This window comes from Albidovulum denitrificans, from assembly GCF_002973535.1.
Lineage (GTDB): Bacteria > Pseudomonadota > Alphaproteobacteria > Rhodobacterales > Rhodobacteraceae > Albidovulum > Albidovulum denitrificans.
In genome coordinates this window covers 95475-115415 of record NZ_PVEP01000006.1, presented here as the reverse complement: position 1 = coordinate 115415, position 19941 = coordinate 95475, and the positions used below count along the sequence as shown (strand labels likewise).

Annotated in this window: 15 protein-coding genes; 8 read left to right on the top strand and 7 right to left on the bottom strand. The window is 65.6% G+C overall.

Annotated features, from left to right (window positions below; all coding sequences use genetic code 11):
- Positions 1 to 15: 15 nt before the first annotated feature.
- Positions 16 to 1083, bottom strand: coding sequence for an ABC transporter substrate-binding protein (locus LX70_RS14095; protein WP_105515421.1), 1068 nt, complete (start codon positions 1081 to 1083; stop codon positions 16 to 18).
- Positions 1084 to 1190: 107 nt separating this feature from the next.
- On the opposite strand from LX70_RS14095, the gene LX70_RS14090 reads away from it, so the two are divergent.
- From LX70_RS14090 to LX70_RS20780, 4 genes are all read left to right on the top strand, one after another.
- Positions 1191 to 1853 carry a TetR/AcrR family transcriptional regulator gene (locus LX70_RS14090; RefSeq protein ID WP_105515420.1) on the top strand — a complete coding sequence of 221 codons (663 nt, stop codon included), beginning with the start codon at positions 1191 to 1193 and terminating at the stop codon, positions 1851 to 1853.
- A 233-nt stretch (positions 1854 to 2086) separates the two neighbouring features.
- Positions 2087 to 3013, top strand: a complete 927-nt coding sequence (locus LX70_RS14085) for a sulfurtransferase (RefSeq protein ID WP_105515419.1) — start codon at positions 2087 to 2089, stop codon at positions 3011 to 3013.
- Between the two features lie 8 nt (positions 3014 to 3021).
- Positions 3022 to 4149, top strand: coding sequence for a YeeE/YedE thiosulfate transporter family protein (locus tag LX70_RS14080; RefSeq protein ID WP_425430594.1), 1128 nt, complete (start codon positions 3022 to 3024; stop codon positions 4147 to 4149).
- Positions 4146 to 4310 carry a hypothetical protein gene (locus tag LX70_RS20780; protein ID WP_170076201.1) on the top strand — a complete coding sequence of 55 codons (165 nt, stop codon included), beginning with the start codon at positions 4146 to 4148 and terminating at the stop codon, positions 4308 to 4310. The genes LX70_RS14080 and LX70_RS20780 overlap by 4 nt, the downstream gene beginning before the upstream one ends.
- 6 nt (positions 4311 to 4316) lie before the next feature.
- Here the strand turns inward: LX70_RS20780 and LX70_RS14075 are convergent, their stop codons facing one another.
- The 3 genes from LX70_RS14075 to LX70_RS14065 are packed head-to-tail and all read right to left on the bottom strand — an operon-like array spanning position 4317 to position 9876.
- On the bottom strand, positions 4317 to 5075 hold the full coding sequence (locus tag LX70_RS14075; protein ID WP_105515417.1) for a sulfotransferase-like domain-containing protein: 759 nt from the start codon (positions 5073 to 5075) through the stop codon (positions 4317 to 4319).
- Positions 5072 to 7489: a GcvT family protein gene (locus LX70_RS14070; RefSeq protein WP_105515416.1), complete on the bottom strand. Its 2418-nt coding sequence runs from the start codon at positions 7487 to 7489 to the stop codon at positions 5072 to 5074. The genes LX70_RS14075 and LX70_RS14070 overlap by 4 nt, the downstream gene beginning before the upstream one ends.
- A complete protein-coding gene (locus tag LX70_RS14065) occupies positions 7486 to 9876 on the bottom strand; it encodes a GcvT family protein (RefSeq protein WP_105515415.1) in 2391 nt (796 codons plus the stop codon). Before LX70_RS14065 ends, LX70_RS14070 begins: the two co-directional genes overlap by 4 nt.
- Before the next feature lie 160 nt (positions 9877 to 10036).
- On the opposite strand from LX70_RS14065, the gene LX70_RS14060 reads away from it, so the two are divergent.
- The 3 genes from LX70_RS14060 to LX70_RS14050 all read left to right on the top strand — a co-directional run bounded on the left by LX70_RS14060 (position 10037) and on the right by LX70_RS14050 (position 14000).
- The gene (locus tag LX70_RS14060) at positions 10037 to 11032 is read left to right on the top strand and encodes a LysR family transcriptional regulator (RefSeq protein WP_105515414.1); all 996 of its coding nucleotides are present in this window, start codon (positions 10037 to 10039) and stop codon (positions 11030 to 11032) included.
- Positions 11033 to 11130: 98 nt separating this feature from the next.
- On the top strand, positions 11131 to 12678 hold the full coding sequence (locus LX70_RS14055) for a trimethylamine methyltransferase family protein (protein ID WP_105515413.1): 1548 nt from the start codon (positions 11131 to 11133) through the stop codon (positions 12676 to 12678).
- Positions 12678 to 14000 (top strand): aspartate aminotransferase family protein, encoded by a 1323-nt coding sequence (locus LX70_RS14050; protein ID WP_105515563.1) that lies wholly within the window; start codon positions 12678 to 12680, stop codon positions 13998 to 14000. The genes LX70_RS14055 and LX70_RS14050 overlap by 1 nt, the downstream gene beginning before the upstream one ends.
- 40 nt (positions 14001 to 14040) lie before the next feature.
- Here the strand turns inward: LX70_RS14050 and LX70_RS14045 are convergent, their stop codons facing one another.
- Positions 14041 to 14781: a class I SAM-dependent methyltransferase gene (locus LX70_RS14045; protein ID WP_105515562.1), complete on the bottom strand. Its 741-nt coding sequence runs from the start codon at positions 14779 to 14781 to the stop codon at positions 14041 to 14043.
- A 159-nt stretch (positions 14782 to 14940) separates the two neighbouring features.
- Between LX70_RS14045 and LX70_RS14040 the strand changes: the two genes are divergently transcribed.
- Positions 14941 to 15894 carry a phosphoadenosine phosphosulfate reductase gene (locus LX70_RS14040; RefSeq protein ID WP_105515412.1) on the top strand — a complete coding sequence of 318 codons (954 nt, stop codon included), beginning with the start codon at positions 14941 to 14943 and terminating at the stop codon, positions 15892 to 15894.
- 60 nt (positions 15895 to 15954) lie between these two features.
- Here LX70_RS14040 and LX70_RS14035 read toward each other — a convergent pair whose 3' ends face one another.
- Complete coding sequence (locus tag LX70_RS14035) at positions 15955 to 17796, bottom strand: FkbM family methyltransferase (protein ID WP_105515411.1); 1842 nt, start codon at positions 17794 to 17796, stop codon at positions 15955 to 15957.
- Positions 17793 to 19931 carry a sulfatase-like hydrolase/transferase gene (locus LX70_RS14030; protein ID WP_170076200.1) on the bottom strand — a complete coding sequence of 713 codons (2139 nt, stop codon included), beginning with the start codon at positions 19929 to 19931 and terminating at the stop codon, positions 17793 to 17795. The genes LX70_RS14035 and LX70_RS14030 overlap by 4 nt, the downstream gene beginning before the upstream one ends.
- Positions 19932 to 19941 lie beyond the last annotated feature (10 nt).

Here is a 19941-nt window from a genome sequence, read left to right as displayed (position 1 = left end):
CCGGCCGCGTTGGCGTCACTGTTGCAGCATGTCCGTCCACATCGACTGCATCTCGGCGTCAAGATCGGCATCCGGCACCGGGTAAAGCTGCGCGCGGGACAGGTAGTCTGCCTGCTGGTCCCAGCGCAGCACGGCCTTCTGGCTGTCGTCCAGCACCTCACCCGCCTTCTTGTTGACGGGCATCCCCCAGTAGCAGGACGAAGTCGCAAGCCGCGCCTGCCCTTCGGGCGAGACGATGTATTTCACGAACTCCTTCGCCAGATCGGGGTTCTGCGAATCCTTCAGGACCGCAATCGACTGCGCCCAGAGAAGCGCGCCCTGTTTCGGGATCGTCCAGTCCAGATCGGGGTTTTCCGAATGCAGCACGGCGGTCAGCCATTCGCCGCCGCCGATCAGCACATCGACCTCACCCGTCGCAAGCGCGGTCTGGCTGGCGACCACGTCGCTGACCTGACGGCTCGCGGCCTTCAGCTTGTAAAGCGGGTCGCGGAGCGTTTCGAGGTTCGCGGCGCTAAGGTCCTTGGTCGCGACGCCCTGCGACAGGCCGACAAGGCCCATCACCGGCAGGTAATAGTCATAGATCGCGATCTTGCCGTCATACTTGCCGGACCAGAGGCTGCCCATGTCCTCCATATCCGCCTCATCCACCTTGGCCTTGTTGAAGGCGATGGTGTTGTAGCCGAACTTTTCGGTGACGGCATAGGTCGTGCCATCGACGCTGTTGTGGCTGTCGAGCGTCAGTTCGGGGAAGTAGTCGCCCATCGGAAACTCTGCCGGGTCAAGGGGCGCAAAAACGCCGCGTTCAACAGCGCGGCCCACGTCCACCGCGTCGATCACCATCACGTCCCAGTCGCCCGGTTGCGACTGGTCAAGGATGGCAAGCCCTGCGGCGGTGCCTTCGTATTCCTTGGTGTTCACGCGCACGTCATGCGCGTCCTCGAAGGGCTTGAGCAGATCGGCATCGGCATGGTCGCACCAGATCAGCGCGTTCAGTTCCTCCGCCGCCATGGCGGGCGCGGCGAGGGTAACGACAGCGGCGGTTCCGGCCAGCGCGGCACGAAGGGGGAAACGGGTCTTGGACATGTCACATCTCCTGATGGTGGGATTCCGCTTCTTGTGGCGGTCACAAAAAACTTGAACGGGTTCATTTTTAAAGTCAATGTCAATTTTAGAAGGAAAGAGGGATCGCCATGGCCGGGTTGAGGGCAAGACAGAAAGCCGACAGGAACCGGCGTATTCTTGAGGCGGCGGGCGATCTGTTCCGGCAGTCCGGCTATGACGCCGCGCGGATCGAGGATATCGCCGATCGCGCCCAGGTCTCGGTCGGGACGTTCTACAATTACTACAAGAACAAGGGCGACTTGCTGCTTGCCACCGTCGCGATGGAGGTCGAGGAGGTTCTGGAAACCGGCCGCAGCCGCCTTGCCAATCCGCCGGGCGACGTGGCCGCGGCGCTGACCGGGCTGATCCGGGTCTATTACGACCACTCGCTCAACTACCTGACGAAAGAGATGTGGCGCACCGCCATGTCGATCTCCATCCAGCACCCGGAGACGCCGTTTTCGCGCCACTACACAGAACTCGACGCACGGCTGAGCGCACAGGTCAGCGCGATGCTGCGCACGCTTCAGCTTCGCGGCGCCGTGCGGGCCGATATGGACGCCGCCGGGATGGGGGAGATCGTGTTCAACAACCTCAACCAGCTCTTCATCCATTTCGTGATGGATGAGGAGATGACGCTGGCGGATCTGAACATCCTTATCGCCCGCCAGAATGCCATCGTGGCCGGGCTGATCGCGGGAGAGCGTTCGGCCGAGTCGCGGCCGCAGGGGGCCGAGGGTGCGGCGGAATGATCGTTCCGGCAATACAGCGATAACGGCGACACAATAAGGACGTTGTTCCTGTCATGCGTCACGCGAAGGGACATCGTTTCCCACCACCCGCCTTTTCATCGCACCCGTTTCTCTGCCTCCTTTTCCACCGGATTCCCGGTCCATGGCGGCGCCCCCTCGTCACGGCTCTGGCCCTTGCACCGCCACGCATTCAGGCAGAAATCACCTGCAAACATTCGATGAGAGGTGTCCCCATGAAGCTTTTCACCCTTGCCGCGCTGGCCTTTGCCGGGTTCGGCTCTGCTCTGTCTGCGGCGAACGCCTTCGGCCCGCTGATCGACCCCGCCACCCTTCAGGCCGATCTTGACGCCAACCCGCCGCTGGTCCTCGACATTCGCGGCAAGGCCTATGGCGAAGGCCATATCCCCGGTGCCGTCTCGGCCCCCTATGGCGATTTCCGGGGCCCGAAGGACAACCCCGGCCAACTGGTCCCGGAAGACCAGCTTGAGGCGACCCTGCGCGGCCTTGGCGTAACCTTCGACCGCCCCGTCGTGGTCGTGCATGAAGGCGATACCGACAGCGATTTCGGCGCTGCGGCGCGGGTTTACTGGACGCTCAAATCCTCAGGCGTATCGCAGCTTGCGATCCTGAACGGCGGCATGACGGCGTGGGAGGCGGCGAAGCTGCCGCTGGACACCACGGCAACCGCGCCCACCCCCTCTGACATCGACATCAGCTTTTCGGACAAATGGCTGGCCGATACGGATGAGGTCGTCTCCGTCGTGAACGGGCAGGAAACGGCAGTGCTGGTCGATGCCCGCCCGGCCGCCTTCTATGAGGGGAAGAAAGCGCATGACGCCGCCGCGCGACCCGGCACGCTGCCCGGCGCGGTGAACCTTGCGCATTCCTCCTTCTTCAAGGACGGCACCAAGGTCGTCGATGGCACCTCGGCGGCGGAGATCGCGCAAACGCTGGGCCTGACACCGGGGCAAGAGGTCGTGTCCTTCTGCAACACCGGCCACTGGGCCGCGACCGACTGGTTCGCGCTGTCCGAGCTTGCGGGGATCGAAAACGTGAAGCTCTACCCCGACTCGATGGTCGCCTATTCGAAGACGGATAACGAGATGGCGAACACGCCGGGCCTGATCGGCAACCTGCTCCGCCAGGTCACGGGCAACTGATGAGCGCGCTGACCGATACCACCAGACCCGCCCCCGTTCTGGGGCGGGTCCTGCGGCGCGGGGGCCTTGTGCTTGCCGCGCTGGTCGCCGTGATGGCGGTCGCGGTTCTGGCGGGCGGGCGTTTTGGCGTGATGCTGGCCATCGGGCTTGGCCTTGGGATCACGCTGGAAGGCTTGCGCTTCGGTTTTGCCGGTCCGTGGCGGGCGATGATCCTGCGGCGGGAACCGGCAGGCCTTCTGGCACAGCTTCTGGCCATCGCGCTGGTCGCCACCGTCGCGATCCCGCTCTTGCAAAGCCATTCGGGGGAACTGGTGGGCGCGCTGGCGCCGGTCGGCTGGGCCATGGTCGGCGGCGCCTTCGTCTTTGGCGCGGCGATGCAGGTTGTCCTTGGCTGCGGCTCGGGGACGCTGGTGAACGCGGGCAGCGGCAACCCGGTCGGCCTGCTGGCCCTGCCCTTCTTCGCCATCGGCAGCTTTTTCGGCGCCTATCACCTTCTGTGGTGGACCGATCTCGGCGCGCTGCCGATCATCGTCCTGAAAGGCCCGCAGGGGCTTGCCATCACGCTGGGCCTTCTCGGCGCGGTCGCGGCGTTCCTGCTGTGGCGCGCGGCCCCCGGCACGCGCAAACTGCCGCCGCGCCTGATCGCGGCCGCGCTGCTGCTGGCCGTCTTCGCCATTGCCAACCTTCTGGTCGCGGGGCAGCCCTGGGGCGTGGTCTATGGCCTTGGCCTTTGGGTCGCGAAGGGGGCGGTCGCTGCCGGGGCCGACCTTGGCGGGTCGGGCTTCTGGTCCGCGCCGGGCAATGCCGCGCGGCTGGGGGAAAGCATCCTGACCGACTACACGTCGCTGACCAATTTCGGGCTGATCGCGGGGGCCTTCCTTGTCGCGGCATGGCGCACGGGTGGCCTTTCCACCCCCCTGCCCCGGCTGCCGATGCGGGCATGGGTGGCGACGGTGGTGGCCGGGCTGCTGCTGGGCTATTCCTCGCGTCTGGCCTTCGGCTGCAATGTCGGGGCGTTCTTTTCGGGCATCTCGACCGGCAGCCTGCATGGCTGGGTCTGGTTCGTGGCGGCCTTTGCCGGGTCCTGGCTGGGCATCCGCCTTAGACCCCATCTCGGGCTGGAGGCGCGGACATGACCCGCAAAGTGACCGCATCGGCCGCGATGGCGTTGCTGCTTCTTGTCATCGCCTTCGACATCAGCGTGGCGAAGCCGAACCCCTACGCCGCCCCGCCGCTCTTCGCCTTCGGCTCCGGTCAGGCGCAATCGGGCGGGTTCTGCGCCGCGCTGCCGGACTGACGCCGCTCAGGGTTTCAGCGCCTGTGCCGCAAGGTGCCGGTAGAACGGCCGGTGGTGATCGAGGAAGTCGCGCATCCGGGGGGCCTTCGCGGCCAGCGCCGCGAATTTCTCCTCCTGCGCGGCCAACTCTTGTTCGCCAAGCGGCCGGATACCCGTGGCGCTGCTGACCGCGCCATGCCAGCCGCCGACCTGCTCCCAGTCCTTCGGTGCCTCGCGCTGCCAGTCGAAGGCCTCGGGCCTGTGCGTCAGCCCGATGGCGGCCCAAAGCGCGCCCATGACGCCCTCGGTATCGGCGCGGACATCCTCTGCCGTGATGACCGGCGGCGTCTGCCCCGCCGCCCGCAGCGCATCGTAATGGCGGGCCTGCGCCTCAAGCCCGATCTCTTCCAGCGTCAGATCGGGGTCAAGCTTGTGGTAGGACGGGATCGAGGCGACGGGATCGCGGACCAGAAAGACATTGGTCAGTCGGCCGGCGAAGGCGGTATCGCCAAGGATATGCGGCATGACGTAATAGGACATGTCCTTGAAGAAGACCGGCCCCTTTTCGGCGCGCGCAAGGATCATGTCGCGGATCGCGGCGTAGCTGGTCGGGTGGTCCTTCTGCACCTCGAAATGCGGCATCACGCGCACCTGCCGGTGGACATAGTAGTCATACATGAAGGGTTCGTGCAGACAGTCGAGGTCGCCGCGTTCGCGCATGATCCGCTCGATGGCCGTGGACATGGAGCGGGGATGGGACCACATCGCGATGATGGGGTGGATCATGCCTTCATCCTTTCGTTTGTCGGATCATAGGGCGGCGTGTCGAGAACGCGCGCGGGCCGGGGCCTGCCGAGGATTTCAACCGTCAGCCCGTCGCGCAGGTCCCGCTGGCGCAGATAGGCAAGCGCCAGCGTCTGCCCGGTGCGATGGCCATAGGTGCCAGAGGTGACGATCCCGACGGGCTTGCCGTCATGGAGAACGGCATGGCTGTAGAACGGGTCGACGCTGTCTGTCTCAACCGCCAGCAGCACCATGTCCCAGCGGTCCTCTGCCGCCATCCGGCGCAACAGCGCCTCGCGCCCGACAAAACCGCGCCCCTCGGGCCGGATCATCGGCCCGGCGCCGGTTTCGGCCGGGCTACGTTCGGTGGTGAAGTCGGCACCCCAGGCGCGATAGCCTTTCTCGATCCGCATGGAGTTCATCGCATAGGCGCCGAAGAACCCCATGCCGTGCGGCTTGCCCGCCTTTTCCAGCGCGTCGAAAAGCGCAGGCATGTCGCCACGGCTGGCGTGCAACTCCCACCCCAGCTCGCCGATATAGGATACGCGCAGCGCCCGGACGGGGATGCCCGCCACCGTGATCTCCCGCACGCTTAGCCACGGGAAGGCGGCGCCAAGGTCGGCCTCTGTCAGGGCCGACAGGATCGCGCGGGACTTCGGACCCATCAGGGCGATGACGCCAAGGTCCCCGGTCACGTTTTCGATCCGCACGTCATGCCCCGCCACCCGTGCGCGCAAAAGGTCCTCATCCATCTCTTCCGCGGCGGCGGCGGAGGTCAGGTAAAAGCGATCGTCCCCAAGGGCAGAGACGGTAAATTCCGATTGCGTCCCCCCGGCGGGGGTCAGCGCGTGGATCAGGCCAATGCGCCCTGCCTTCGGCGCGCGGTTGGCGCCAAGGCTGTCCACGAAGGCGCGCGCCTCCGGTCCCGTCACCTCGAACTTCGAGAAAACCGACAGGTCGGCGAGACCGGCAGAGGCCGTTACCGTTGCCACCTCGCGCGCGACATGGGCAAACCAGTTGGCGCGGCGGAAGGTCGGCACGGCCTCATCGCCCGCGCGATCCGAAAACCAGTTCGGCCGCTCCCAGCCATAGGCCGCACCCATCACCGCGCCCCGCGCGACCATCCGGTCATGCAGCGCCGACAGACGCTTGCCCCGCGCGGCGGGGCGTTCCTCATAAGGGTAATGGACGCCGAATTGCAGGCCGAAGCATTCCACCGCCTTCTTCACGCGATAGTCCCGGTCCGCCCAGGACCCGAAGCGGCGGCTGTCCACGGCCAGCGCATCCATCGGCGGCGCGCCATAGGTCATCCAATGCGCTAGGAACCAGCCCGCGCCACCACCCTCCATCACGCCCATGGACGACCCGGTCAGAAGCCAGGCATCGGGCAGCCCATGCGCCGGGCCAATCAGCGGATTGGCGTCGGGGGTAAAGGTGATCGGGCCGTTGACGACGGACTTGATGCCCCCGGTTTCCAGCGCCGGAATGCGGGCCATCGCGGCCATGATGATATGTTCCACCCGGTCCAGATCTGGCGGCATCAGCTCGGCCCCGAAATCGGGCGGGACACCGTCGATCGACCAGGGCTGCGCGTCTTTTTCGTAGGGGCCAAGGATCAGCCCGTCTCTCTCCTGCCGGACATACCAGCTTTCCTCCGGGTCGCGGATCATCGGCAGTTCGGGCAGACCCTTGGCGATGCGTTCGGCGACGGCGGGAACCGTGTCGGTGACAAGGTATTGATGCAGCACCGGGACGGACGGGACGTTCAACCCCATCATATGCCCGATCTCCCACCCCCAGGTGCCGGCGGCGTTGACGATATGGCGGGCGCGGATCACCTCTTTCGCGGTTTCCACCCGCCAGTGATCGCCCTCGCGCCGGATCGCGGTCACCGGGTTCTGGCGCAGGATCACCGCGCCCATCGCCCGCGCCGCCTTGGCCATGGCGTTGGTGGCAAGCGAAGGGTCGACATGGCCATCGTCGGGTTCGTAGATACCGCCAAGGATGCCCTCTGTCCGCGCCAGCGGATGCAGGTCCGCCACCGCCTCGGGCGAGGTCAGCAGGCGCAATTCGTAGCCGGTGAACCTCGAAAGGCCCGCGACATGGGCGAATTCGTCCATCCGGTCGGGGTTTGAGGTGATGCGCATCGCGCCGGAAGGGTGAAAGCCGCAGCTGTCCCCGGTCTCTTCCGGCAGGATGTCGCGGTAAAGCCGGACCGAGGTGGCGCGCAATTCCTGGATCGTCGGATTATGCGCGAAATGGGTGCAAAGCCCCGCCGCGTGCCAGGTAGAGCCATGGGTCAGGTCGTTCTTCTCGGTCAGGACGACGTCGCGCCAGCCCGCCTTGGCCAGATGGTACATCAGCGACACGCCCATCGCGCCGCCACCGATGATAAGGACCTGCGCGTCCATCGTCATGCTTTCATCCGTTCACCCTTGGGATCGAAGGGCGGGCGTTCCAGCACCCTGGCCGGGTAAAGCCGCCCCGCGATCTCGATTTCAAAACCCCGCGCCGCCGTGTCGGCGACCCGTTCCCCCGGCGCGATGGCGATCAGCCCAAGGGCAAGGCCCTTGCGGGTCCGCGCCCCCCGCGCGCCCGAGGTCGTCAGACCCACGACCCGGCCACCCTCGCGGATCGGTTCGTCATGCAGGACAAGCGGCCGCCCCTCGATCTCAAACAGATGCAGGCGGCGGGTCAGGCCATCCGCCCGTTGCCGCTCCAGCGCTTGCTTGCCAAGGAACTCCTTGCCCCAGTCCACCGTGAAGCCCAGCCCGGCCTCCATCGGCGTGATCTCTGGCCCCAGGTCGTGGCCCCAGTGGCGAAAGCCCTTCTCGATCCGGCAGCCATCCAGCGCGTAATGTCCAAGCGGCCTCGCCCCCGCGCCATAAGGCGCGTCGAAGACGGCTTTGGCGGCGTCGACCGGGACCGAAAGCTCCCACCCCAACTCGCCAACGAAACTGACCCGCGTGGCGCGGGCGGGGTGGCCTGCGACGGTCACGTCCCTTGCGGTCGCGAAGGGGAAATCGTGCCAGTCATCGGGCGACAGCGTGGTCAGCAGGTCGCGCGATCCCGCGCCCATGACGCCGATGACGACCTCACCTTCCGTGACATCCGTGATGCGCACCCGGCCGCCCGCATTCCGCCGCAGCCAGGCAAGGTCGCGCCCGCGTGTCGCCGCGCCCGAGGTCACGCGGAAACGGTCGGCGCCAAGCCGCGTGATCGTCACGTCCGCCTCGATCCCGCCCTTCGCGTTCAGAAGCGGGGTGTAGACCGCCCGCCCCTCCGCCACATCGACATTCCCGGCGGCAAGATATTGCAGCGCGTGCAGCGCATCCGGCCCGGTCACGTCGAACTTGCCGAAGGGCGTAAGGTCGATCAGCGCGGTGCCGCGGTCCATCACCGCCGCCTCACGATGCACGATCTCCTGCCAGGGCTGTTCGCCGACAGACAGGGGCAGCGACCGCTCCGCATCCTCCGCCGTGTACCACAGCCCGCGTTCCCACCCGGCGGTCAGGCCAAAGACGGCCCCCGCCGCCGCCCAGCGGTCATGCAGCGCCGAGATGCGCAGCCCCCGCCCCGCCTTCGGCTGCTTGAACGGCCAGTGGATCGCGAAGACATCGGCGACCGCCTCTTCCATCCGCGTCTCGACATGGGCGGCGGCAGCGGTCAGCGGATCGACGCGGGCGATGTCGACCTCCCACAGGTCCATCGGCGCCGCGCTTTCTGCCATCCAGTCAGCCAGCACCCGACCGATCCCGGCCGAGGACATGACGCCGACCGAATTCATCCCGGCCGCCACGAAAAGGCCATCCACCTCATTCGTCTGGCCGATCAGCGGGCGACTATCGACCGTAAAACTCTCCGGCCCGTTCATGAAGTGCGCAATCCCGGCCTGTTCCAGCGCGGGGATCAGCGCCAGCGCCGCCTCCATGAAGGGGGTGAACTGGTCCCAATCCTCGGGGAATTCCAGAAACGGCCGGTTGCCCTCCGGCCCGTGCGGGTTCCAGCATTTGGCATGCGGCTCGAACCCGCCGATCACCAGCTTGCCCGCGTCGCCCTTGACATAGATCCCCCGGTCCAGATCGCGCAGCACCGGGTAGGGATGGGGCAGATGGGGCATCGGCTCGGTCACGACATACATATGTTCGACCGCCTGCAAGGGCAGCGCGACCCCGGCTGCATCGGCCAGCTTTTTCGACCAGGCCCCGGCGCAAAGCGCCACGCGGTCGGCCAGAATCTCAACCCCGTCGGCCAGCCGGACGCCCTTGGCGCGCCCGTTTTCCACCAGAAGGGCCGCGACCTCCACGCCCTCGCGTATCTCAACCCCGCCTGCCCGCGCGGCCTTGGCATAGGCCATGCAAAGATCGACCGGGTTGACGTTCGCGTCCTCCTCGACCCTGAGGGCGCCGATGATGCCGGTCGGATCGACACCCGGCACCGCAAGCTCCGCGCCCTCAAGGATCGACGGGGTCAGGCCGAAATGCGCCCCAAGTGCCGCGATGCGGCGCAGCTCATCCATCCGCGCCTCTTCCCGCGCGAACCAGTAGCCGCCGGTCCGGCGATAGCCGGTGGACAGCCCGGTTTCCTCTTCCAGACGCGGGAACAATTCCCCCGCATACATCGCGAGCCGCGTCCCGTTCGGCGTCGCCCGCAACGGTCCGACGATGCCCGCCGCGTGCCAGCTTGTGCCAGAGGTCAGCTGATTGCGTTCCAGCAGGACGATGTCCCGCTCCCCCCGCCGCGCGAGGTGATAGGCAAGGCTGAGGCCAACCGCGCCGCCGCCGATGATAAGTGTCCGTGCCATCCGCCGCCCGAAGGAAATACCCGCGCCCACTGATCCCGCAGGATCGGCATTGATCAAGCCTGCCGAAACAGTATTAAACTTTCTAATGAAAGACAGAACCTTTCCCTGACCCCAACCGCTTCGGGCAGGGCTTCCCTTCGCGCACGGAGCGACCGGCACGATGCCAGACCAGAAGAAATACGCCAAGAAAACGGCCAGTTACCCGGACCTGAACCTGTTCCGCGCGGTCGAGGTCTTTATGGCCGTGGCAGAGATGCAGCAGGTGACGACGGCGGCCCATGCCCTTGGCATGACGCAATCGGCGGCCTCACAGCACCTGAAGAACCTTGAGACCGCCTTCGGGATGACCTTCATCGACCGTTCGCAACGCCCCATCGCGCTGACCCATGCGGGCGGTATCCTGCAACGGCACGGCTATCGCATCCTGAATGAGATCGAGGATCTGCGCGCCAATATCCGCCGCCTGAACGCGACGACCCTGCCGGTGCTTCGCATGGGGCTTCTGGCCTCTATCGCCACCACGCTGACGCCGGGCCTCTTCGACCATGTCGTGCAGGACCTGGGGGTTCCCGAACTGACCCTGTCAGCCGGGCTGGCAAGCGATCACAGGACGGCGCTGAACGCGCGCCAGATCGATCTTGCGGTCACCTCGGAACTGGTGCGCAATGACGACGACCATGTCATCCCGGTGCTGGATGAGCCATTTTATCTTGTCTTGCCAGAGGATTACGACGGCGACACCACCGATATCGACCAGATCGCCAGCCGTCTCTCGCTGGTCCGTTTCGGGGCCGCGACCCCGGTCGGGCGCCGGACAGACCAGCATCTTCAGCGCTGCCGCCTGTTCTTCCCCCGCGCGATGGAGGCCGACCGCGCATCGATGGTCGTGGCGGGGGTTGTCACCGGGAAGTGCTTTGCGATCCTCTCCCCCTCGCTTCTCATCGACGCGGTGGCCGAGGGGATGAAGCTGCGGATCGAACCACTGCCCTTTCCGGGCTTCCGCCGCCGGATACAGGTCCTGTCCCGCGCCGGGGAGTTCGAGACGATTGCCGAAGGGCTGGCGACGCAATGCCGCCGCATCCTGCGCAGCCATTTCGCCCATCGCTTCCCGCGTTTCGCGGAGGAGATCGTCTATCACGACACGCCCACCGGCTAATCGGCAACATTAGTAAAGCCGATGCTGCATTCCGGCACTATCGCGCGGCGGAATTCGCCGCTTAGACTTTGCCGGGAAGTCTTGGGCCAGGATGCGTCATGTTGCAGGACGACGAACGAAAACCGCGCACCGACCGGCGCGAGGGGCGGCGCGAACGGATGAAGGCGCGCGCCGCGCGGACGGGTCTTGCCGCGCCCTATACGCTGCGCCGCACCGGCATCGTCAGCCTGATCGACGAGGAGTCGATCGCCATCATCGAGCGTAACGCCGACCGCATCCTCGACGAGGTCGGGATGGAGTTCCGCGGCGATGCCGAAACGCTTGAGATCTTTCGCAAGGCCGGGGCGCGGGTGGACGGGCAGCGCGTCCGCTTCGATCCCGGCTGGTGTCGCGACAGGATCAGGACCGCGCCGCCGGTCTTTACCCAGCACGCCCGCACCCCCGCCCGGTCGATCCAGATCGGCGGCAACGCGCAGGTCTATTGCCCCAGCTTCGGCCCGCCCTTCGTCTATGACATCGAGAAGGGCCGTCGCTATGCCACGATCGAGGACTTTCGCAACATCACGAAGATCCACCATCAGCTTGGCGCCGTGAACCATTCCGGCGGCGTGGTGGTCGAACCCGTGGACCTGCCGGTCCCGATCCGGCACCTGCATATGGCCCACGCGCATCTGACGCTGAACGACAAGCCGTTCATGGGCGCCGTGACCGCGCCCGAACGCGCCCGCGACACGATCGAGATGTGCAGGCTGGCGATGGGGGCAGATTTCGTCGACCGGAACTGCGTCCTTTATTCCGTCGTCAACACCAACGCGCCCCTGGTGCTGGATGAAACGATGATCGGCGCGCTGAAGGAATATGCCCGCGCCGGGCAATGCACGGTTGTCTCGCCCTTCGTCCTTGGCGGCGCCATGTCGCCCGTCACCATCGCGGCGACGCTGGCGCAGGTTCTGGCCGAGGTGATGGCCTCGGTCGCGCTGATCCAGTTGATCCGGCCCGGCGCGCCCGCGGTCTTCGGCACGTTCTTTTCACCCATTTCGCTGAAAACCGGGGCGCCCACCTTTGGCACGCCAGAGGGGACGCAGTTCCAGATGTGCGCCAAGACGCTGGCCGACCGGCTGGGCCTGCCCTTCCATTCGGTCGGCGCGCTGACCGCGTCCAAGGTGCCGGACGCGCAGGCGGGCTATGAAAGCCAGGCGCAGTTGATGGGCGCGACGCTGGCGGGGGTGAATTTCATCATCCACGCGACCGGCTGCCTCGAAGGGCTGCTGACCACGGGGTATGAGAAGATCGTCATGGATGCCGACCGCTGCTCGGCCATGATGCGCTTCGTTCAGGGCGTCGATTTTTCGGAAACCGCGCAGGCGATGGAAGCGTTTCACGAGGTGCCGCCCGGCGGGCATTTCCTTGGCGCCACCCACACCCAGGCGCATTTCGAAAGCGCCTTCTGGATGGGAGAGATGTCGGACAACGGCACCTATGAACAATGGGCCGCCGAAGGTGCGCTTTGGGAACATGAACGGGCGGCCTTGCGGGTCAGGAAGCTGATCGCCGACTATCAGCCGCCGGAAATGGACATCGCGGTGCGCGAAAGCCTGGACGATTTCGTCGCCCGCCGCAGCCGGGACCTTCAAGGAGAGACATGATGACCCTGCCCGTCGACTGGAACCTTCAGGAAACCGCGCGGCGGCGCGACACCTATTACGCCGCCAGCCAGAAGAAGTTCGTCCCCTTCGCCAAGCCGATGGTCTTCAAGAAGGGGTCGATGCAGTATCTCTGGGATGAGGCGGGCAACAGATATACCGACCTTCTGGGGATGAATGTCTGCATCTCGGTCGGCCATGCGCATCCAAAGGTCGTGGGTGCGGCGATGGCGCAGGCGCAGGACCTGACCCATTGCACAACGATGTTCTACCACCCCGTCCCCGCCCATTTCGCCGAGGAACTGGCAGCCGTGATGCCGAACCCCAAAGGCGACATCGAATGGGTGGTGCATTTCACCAATTCCGGGGCCGAGGCGGTGGACCTCGCCCTGACCATGGCGCGCGACTATACCGGGAATGCCGACATCCTAGCCCTCAGGACCGCCTATCACGGCCCGACGGCGGCGGCGCAATCGGTGACCGGGATCGCGGGCTGGCGCCATGCCGGGATGCCCGGCAACGTCGCCTTCGTCGCCGAGCCGAACCAGTATCGCGGCATCTTCGGCGAAAACGCGGGCGCCGCCCCCTATCTGGATGAAATCGGGCGCACCATCGCCACCGCCACCACCGGCCGCATCGCCGGGATGATCGTCGAAAGCGTGCAGGGCTATGGCGGCATCATCGAGATGCCGAAGGGCTATCTGACGGGCGCTGCGGAACGGACCCGCGCGGCGGGCGGGCTTTTCATCGTCGATGAGGTGCAGGCAGGCTTTGGCCGCACGGGCGATCATATGTGGGGGTTCGAGGCCGACGGGGTGATCCCCGACATCGTCGTCATGGCCAAGGGGATCGGCAACGGCTTTCCGCTTGGCGCGGTGGTGGCGCAGAAACATGTCGCGGCCCCGATGGCGGAAAAGTTCATGTTCCACACCTACGGCGCGAACCCGACCAGTTGCGCCGCAGGCCGCGCGGTGTTGCAGGTACTGCGTGAGGACAGGGTGCAGGACAACGCCCGCACCGTCGGCGCGGCACTGCTTGCGCGGTTGCAGGACCTGAAACAGCGCCATCCGAAGATCGGCGACGTGCGCGGGCGCGGCCTGATGCTCGCCTTCGAGATGGTGAAAGACCGCAAGACCAAGGAGCCCGATCCCGAGACCACCGCCAAGGTGTTCGAGGCCTGCCGCGAAAGCCGGTTGATCCTGTCGAAGTCGGGACCCTATCAATCCTGCCTGCGCATGGTGCCGCCGATGTGCCTGACGATGGAGGATGTGGAGACGGTCGCCGAGGGGCTGGACCGCGCCTTCACGCTTGCCGCGCGAGGGTGAGAGGGGGCAAAGCGACGACCTGACGGGGCTTCCCTGCCCCTCAGCCGTCCCACTTCTCGACATAATCCGTCTGGTAGATGCCCCGATCCGCCTCGCGCGGGGTCAGCGGCTTGCGCACCGCATAGACCAGCATCAGGGGGGAATTCATCGGCAGCTTGCCCAGGATACGCGGGCGGACGCCGGTGACATTCGGGTTGGTGGTCTTCGCGGTCCGGTCGATGAAGTTCGGCAGCAAAGGTTGCAACGTGAGGTCGATCACCTCATAGCCCATGCCACGTTCCCAGTAGCCATACACCATCTCGGGGTTGATCTGGTAGAAGGAGTGGTTGATCCAGTTGTTGCAGGGCGAATGCCCGATCAGCACGCCGCCGGGTTTCAGAAGCGCGTCGATATTGGTGTAGGCCATCGGCAGGTCGAAGATATGTTCGGTCGTGCCGCCGTCATAGACCACGTCGAACTGGCCGGTCAGCTCCGCCGGGACGGGCTTGGTCAGATCCTGGACGATGCTTGCGCCTTCGAACCCGGAATAGTCGAGCGAATCGACCTGCGAAAACCCCAGCGCCTCAAAGAACCGCTCGCTATAGATGTCTTCGGCGTTGTGAAGGTCGGCCTCGGTCTTGCCGGGGAAGTACTTCCCGATAGCGGCCGTCAGCGCGCGGGCCGAGGCCCCCTTGCGCGACCCGACCCAGCGCTGGCGACCCAGCATGACGAAGCGCCCGCCAAGATCGTTGTCCTTCACCACCTCCATCAGACGGACAAGCAGGGTATCGGGCAACGCCATGGCAATCTCCATTCACGCGATCTTAAGGCAACTTGGGACTGCTTGGCCTTTTTGGGGCCGCCAGTCAAACGGTTACGATCGGGGCGGGCCAGCGGCATTGACAGAAGCAGGGGACCCTTGGCAAATCGCATCAGGGGCCGGAAAGGACCGGGTAGGACGTTGACAAGCAGCCAGAACACCGAATGGGATGCCACGCTGGACCGCATCACGGCGGAGGGCGACGGGTTTCACGAAGCCCTCGGCCCCCGGCACCGCGCGGTCTTCATCCGCAAGGGGCCGACCCTTGTCGTCAGCTTCGACAATCTCGACGATGTCCGCCAAAGCCCCGACCGCATGCCCTGGGGGGTGGAGTTCGTGACCGCGCAGGGCTGGTCCTCGCTTGGGCTGATGGCGCATGGCTCAACCTGGTATCGCGACGACGCGGTCCATGACTTCTTCGACCGGCTCCGCGATCAGGGGTTCTTTCGCCAGTTCGACAGGGTGGTTTTTTACGGCACCTCCATGGGCGGCTATGCGGCCTGCGCCTTTTCCCTGGCCGTGCCGGGGGCGGTGGTGATGGCCGTCAATCCGCAGGCCACGCTTGACCGTGACATCGCCGGGTGGGAACGGCGGTTCCGTCCCGCCTGGCGGCAGGATTTTTCCGGCCGCTATGGCTATGCGCCCGATTGCGTCGCGGGGGCGCGGAAGCTCTGGCTGTTTTACGACCCCACCATCGTGGCCGACAGCATGCATGCGGCGCTGTTTCAGGGCGCGCATGTCGAAAAGATCCGCTGCCCGCTGATGGGCCATGGTGTGCTGTCGGTCTGGCGCGACATGGGTGTGCTGAAGGCCATCTCCGCCGGGGTGATCGAGGGGACGGCGACGCGGATGGAGATCCTGCGCCATCTGCGCGCCCGGCACGGATCGCCCCGCTATCAGAAGCTGTTGCTGATCCACCTGCTGAAGGCGGGGCGCGACGCGCAGGTCATCCGGCTTTGCCGCTGGGTCCTGAACCGGGCCGACCGTCCGCATTTCCGCGCCGCGCTGGCGCAATCGCTGGAGAGGATGGCAAAGGCCGGGCGCCGTCCGCCGGGCAGCGAAAAGCCCAAAAATGCTGCGCAGCATGATCTTTAACAGACTGCTATCAAACAGTTTTCACTATTTACTGAAAATACGGGTTTTTGATCTCCAGCCCTATTCGGCCGCCCGTCCCGGAAAATAGGTCGCCCTGATCCACTCACGCAGTTCCGCAAGTTCCGGCCGCGTCTCGATCTCCGCAATCCGCGCTTCATGCGCCGCGACGGTCTGGCGGTGCAGATCCGCCACCTTGCCGTCGCGCATCAGCGCCGCCCATTCGGCCCGCGCCTGCGGCAGTATCCGCGCGATGTGGTTCTCGCTCTGCCCGCCGATGGACCGGCGGCGGAAATAGTGGTGATCGACATTGCGCTTCGGCGTGACGACATCGCCGCGATCGAACTTCATCAGGTAGGACTGGACCGAGCGGATCGGGTGATGGTCCAGCTGCACCAGCTCATAGCGCCCGCGCCGGTCGATGCCGTTTTCGTGCTTGGTGATGAACTCCGCCGGCACCTGCCTGCCCGACCCGTCAAGCCAGACGTACCGATCCTCAAGCCCCGCAATCGCGCCGGGGCGGTGGACCGGCCAGGTGGCAAAATTGTCGATGCCGTGGATGATCGACTTCACCCCGCGCCGCGCCTGCCAGTGGCCCGGCGCAAAGGTCTCATGCTCCCGGAACGTTTCGGTGATCCAGGTATCGGCAAAATCCCATTGCCCGGCGGAGTTGAAGTTGACCTCGGACACCGACAGCACATGGAACGGCCCGGCCGCCTTCAGCAGGTCACGCAAGTGACCTTTCCCGGCGCGGATGGTGATGAATTCATCGACATCGGTCTGGATGAAATAGTCCGCCCGGCGGATCACCGGCATCTGGACGGCGTATTTCATCGCCAGCGGCTGAAAGAAGGTCGACCCGGCCACCACGGCCGGATTGGGCAGGTGGGTGACCACCCCCATTTCATCCAGCCGGTCCAGCAGACGGTCGCTGCCATCGGTGCAATCGTTGGTGAAGACGACGAAATCCTGCACCCCTATGGCGCGGTGATAGGCCAGCCATTCAAGGATGAAGGGCCCTTCGTTCTTCATGCATGTGGCGATGGCAAAGCGCGGTTCGGCCGTGTCATGGGCCGGGTCCGACAGTCCGCGCTGCCCTACGGGGGCGACGACGGCGGGTTTCGCGATCTCGCGCGACAGGACCCAGACGCTGCCCGCAAGGTAGCGTTCATCCGGGTTGAACCCCAGCGAGGCGAGGTGGTCGAGGATGCGCTGCTCCCCCGCCTTGCCGTAAACCGCCGGATGAAGCTCGATGATGATGACCCGGACGCCGTCCAGCGCGACGCCGTCGAAGACCTCGATCTCCCCGCCCTCGATATCGGCGGAGATGACGGTGGGGTGAAGTTCCGCGATCAGGTCGGCCAGCGGCCATGGATAGAGGGACACCACCCGGTCATAGGGGCGCGACTCCGGCTCCATGCTCGATGCCCAGAAATCCGGGCGCAGGTAAAACTCCACCGGCCCGGCGCCCTCGCGCACCACCACGCCGTTGCGCAGTTCCACGTTCTCCACCCCGTTGATCCTGTGTGTTTCTCGGATCAGCGGTAGAAGGTCGGGGTTGGCCTCGATTGTCACGACCTTTTCGACGCCCGGAACCTGCGCCGCGACGGTGGAGACGAGGCCGACTCCGCCGCCCAGTTCCAGAACCCGGTCGCCCGCGCGCACCATGTCGCGGGTGGCCATGACCTCCCCCCCCTCATAGCGCCCGGCGCGCATCGGGCGTTCGATGCGCGGCGTGATGATGGCGGATACGAAGGGGATCGACACGCCCTGCACGGTCAGGGTTTCGGTATAGCTGAGCTTTGGCGCCTTCTTCGTGGGTCGCTTCGGTGCGGGTTTGGCGGCGGGCTTGGCCGCTTTGGTCGGCTTCACTGTCGCGCGCGCGGTCGTTTTCGTCTTGCTCATGCGAATTTCTCCGCCCCGGTGATCGCCGCTTCGATCTTGTCGTAGTCGCTATCGGTAAACATCACCCTTTCGGTCCCGCAGGTCAGCGCGGCACCGTTCCCCTCGCGCGCCAGCACCGGCGGCCCCATGCCGATCCAGTCAGAGATGTCGATCTCCCCGGTATCGAACCCTTCGACATATTGTGGCTGCTCGGCGCGCCGGAAGACCAGACGGTTGTTGCCCTCGCCGCACAGGATACGGTTGCGGCCGCCCTCGACCATGACCGCATTGTCCCCCGGCCCGGTCACGATCAGGTTGTCGCCCTGCCCGGAATAGATCGTGTCATTGCCGGTGCCGCCCGTGATGGTGCTGTCGCCCGCGCCGCCATGCACCTCATTGTTGCCGGCATGGCAGTTGATAACATCGGCCCCGGTGCCGCCCCATATCACGCCGTCCGAAACACCGGCATGCACCAGATTGTCCCCCGGCCCCAGCCGCACTGACAGCGCATCATGCGAGGCGGTGATGGTATCACCTCCCATCCCCCCGGTTATATCGAGGTCAAAGCGCCGATGCCCGCCGAGAAAGGCGATACGGTTGCCTTCGTCGTTGCAGGTCACGCCGAACTTTTCGACCCCGCCCGAGGCGTCGGATGCGAAAAGCAACTCCCGCACGCCGGGCGCGACGGCCATCGTGCCATCCCCGGCAAGGGTCGCGAATTGCCGCCGGTAGCCGGGGCTGGCATGGTCCGGCGCGACGCCGCCCACCGTGACCAGACCGTTCGTCGGAAGTTCCGCCGGGGACGCGGCGCCCTGATGCAGCGAATAATAGCTCGCCGCCTCGGTCGCCTCTTCCCCCGCCTCCACGATCACCAGACCGTAGTCGCGGCAGGTCTCATGCAGGGCCTGGCGCATCGGTTCATAGGCCACGTCCCTTCCCGCGAGGTTCCGGGTCAGCCAGGGATCGTCGACCACGTCATGAAACTCGGCGCTGCCGTCCTGATAAAGCGTCGTCCGCCAGCGCCCCTTGCGGATGGAGGCAGAGCCATACCAGAAGGTCGGCACCGCGCGGTCGGGATCGCGCGCGCCTTCGACCAGCGGGCGAACCGACCTGCCCGGCGAATGGCGCATCGGGCGGACGCCGGCATAGTCAAGGACCGTCGGCCCCATATCCAGCAGCGCCACGGGATCGTCGATCACCCGCCCCGGCTGGTCGGGATCATGCACGATGAACGGCACCCGCGTCGCCTCTTCCCAAAGGGTGAACTTGCGGAAACGGTTCTTGTCGCCAAGGTGGAAGCCGTGATCGGAAAAGACCACGACGATGGTGTTGTCGGCATGGCGCGACGCCTTCAGCGCGTCCCAGATGCGGCCGATATGGTAATCGACATGGCTGTAGGCAGAGAAGTAGTTGCGCACCGACGCCTTCCAGTAGTCGACCGCCTCGGCCGTCTCCATGTTCTCCTGCATGAAATTGGCGGTGAAGGCCGACAGGTCGAAACCGCCCGCCCAGTCCTGCGGCTGGATGAAGGCGTCGACGTCGTACATCGTCTTGAAGCGGTCGGGCGTGCGATAGGGCAGATGCGGGTGGTGAAAGCCCGCCTCGCGGTAAAAGGGCGCGTCGCCGTCATAGTCCTGCAAGAAGCGGATCGCGTGATTGGCCGACCGTGCATCGTAATACTTGGCATCGTCACGCGGATCGGTCGTGCCTGCGCCCCCGGTGATGCCGCCATGCTTCACATGCGGCGCGTTGCGGGGCGGGCCGAAGAAGACATGCGAGGCCGGGTGGGAATAGAGAACGTCGTGGATCTCGGGCGGCAACGGGCGGTAGCCGTGATGGATCTTCCCGGCGGTGGAACAGTAGTAACCGTCCTGCCGCAGGCGGAACTGCCACATCTGTTCCGGCGTCATCACCTCGAATATATTGGTGTAATTGTCGAAAACGCCGGTGTCATGCGGCGCCATCCCCGACATCGCCGAGGCGCGCGAGGGGCCGCAGACCGGCACCTGGCAATAGGCGGCATCAAAGACCGACGACACGGCGGAAATCCGGTCGAGGTTCGGTGCCTTCAGTTCCACCCCGAAGGCGGTGCGATAACGCCAGTAGGCAAAGGCATCATCCATGCCCAGAAGAAGGATGTTCTTGCGCCTGCTCACCGTTACCGCC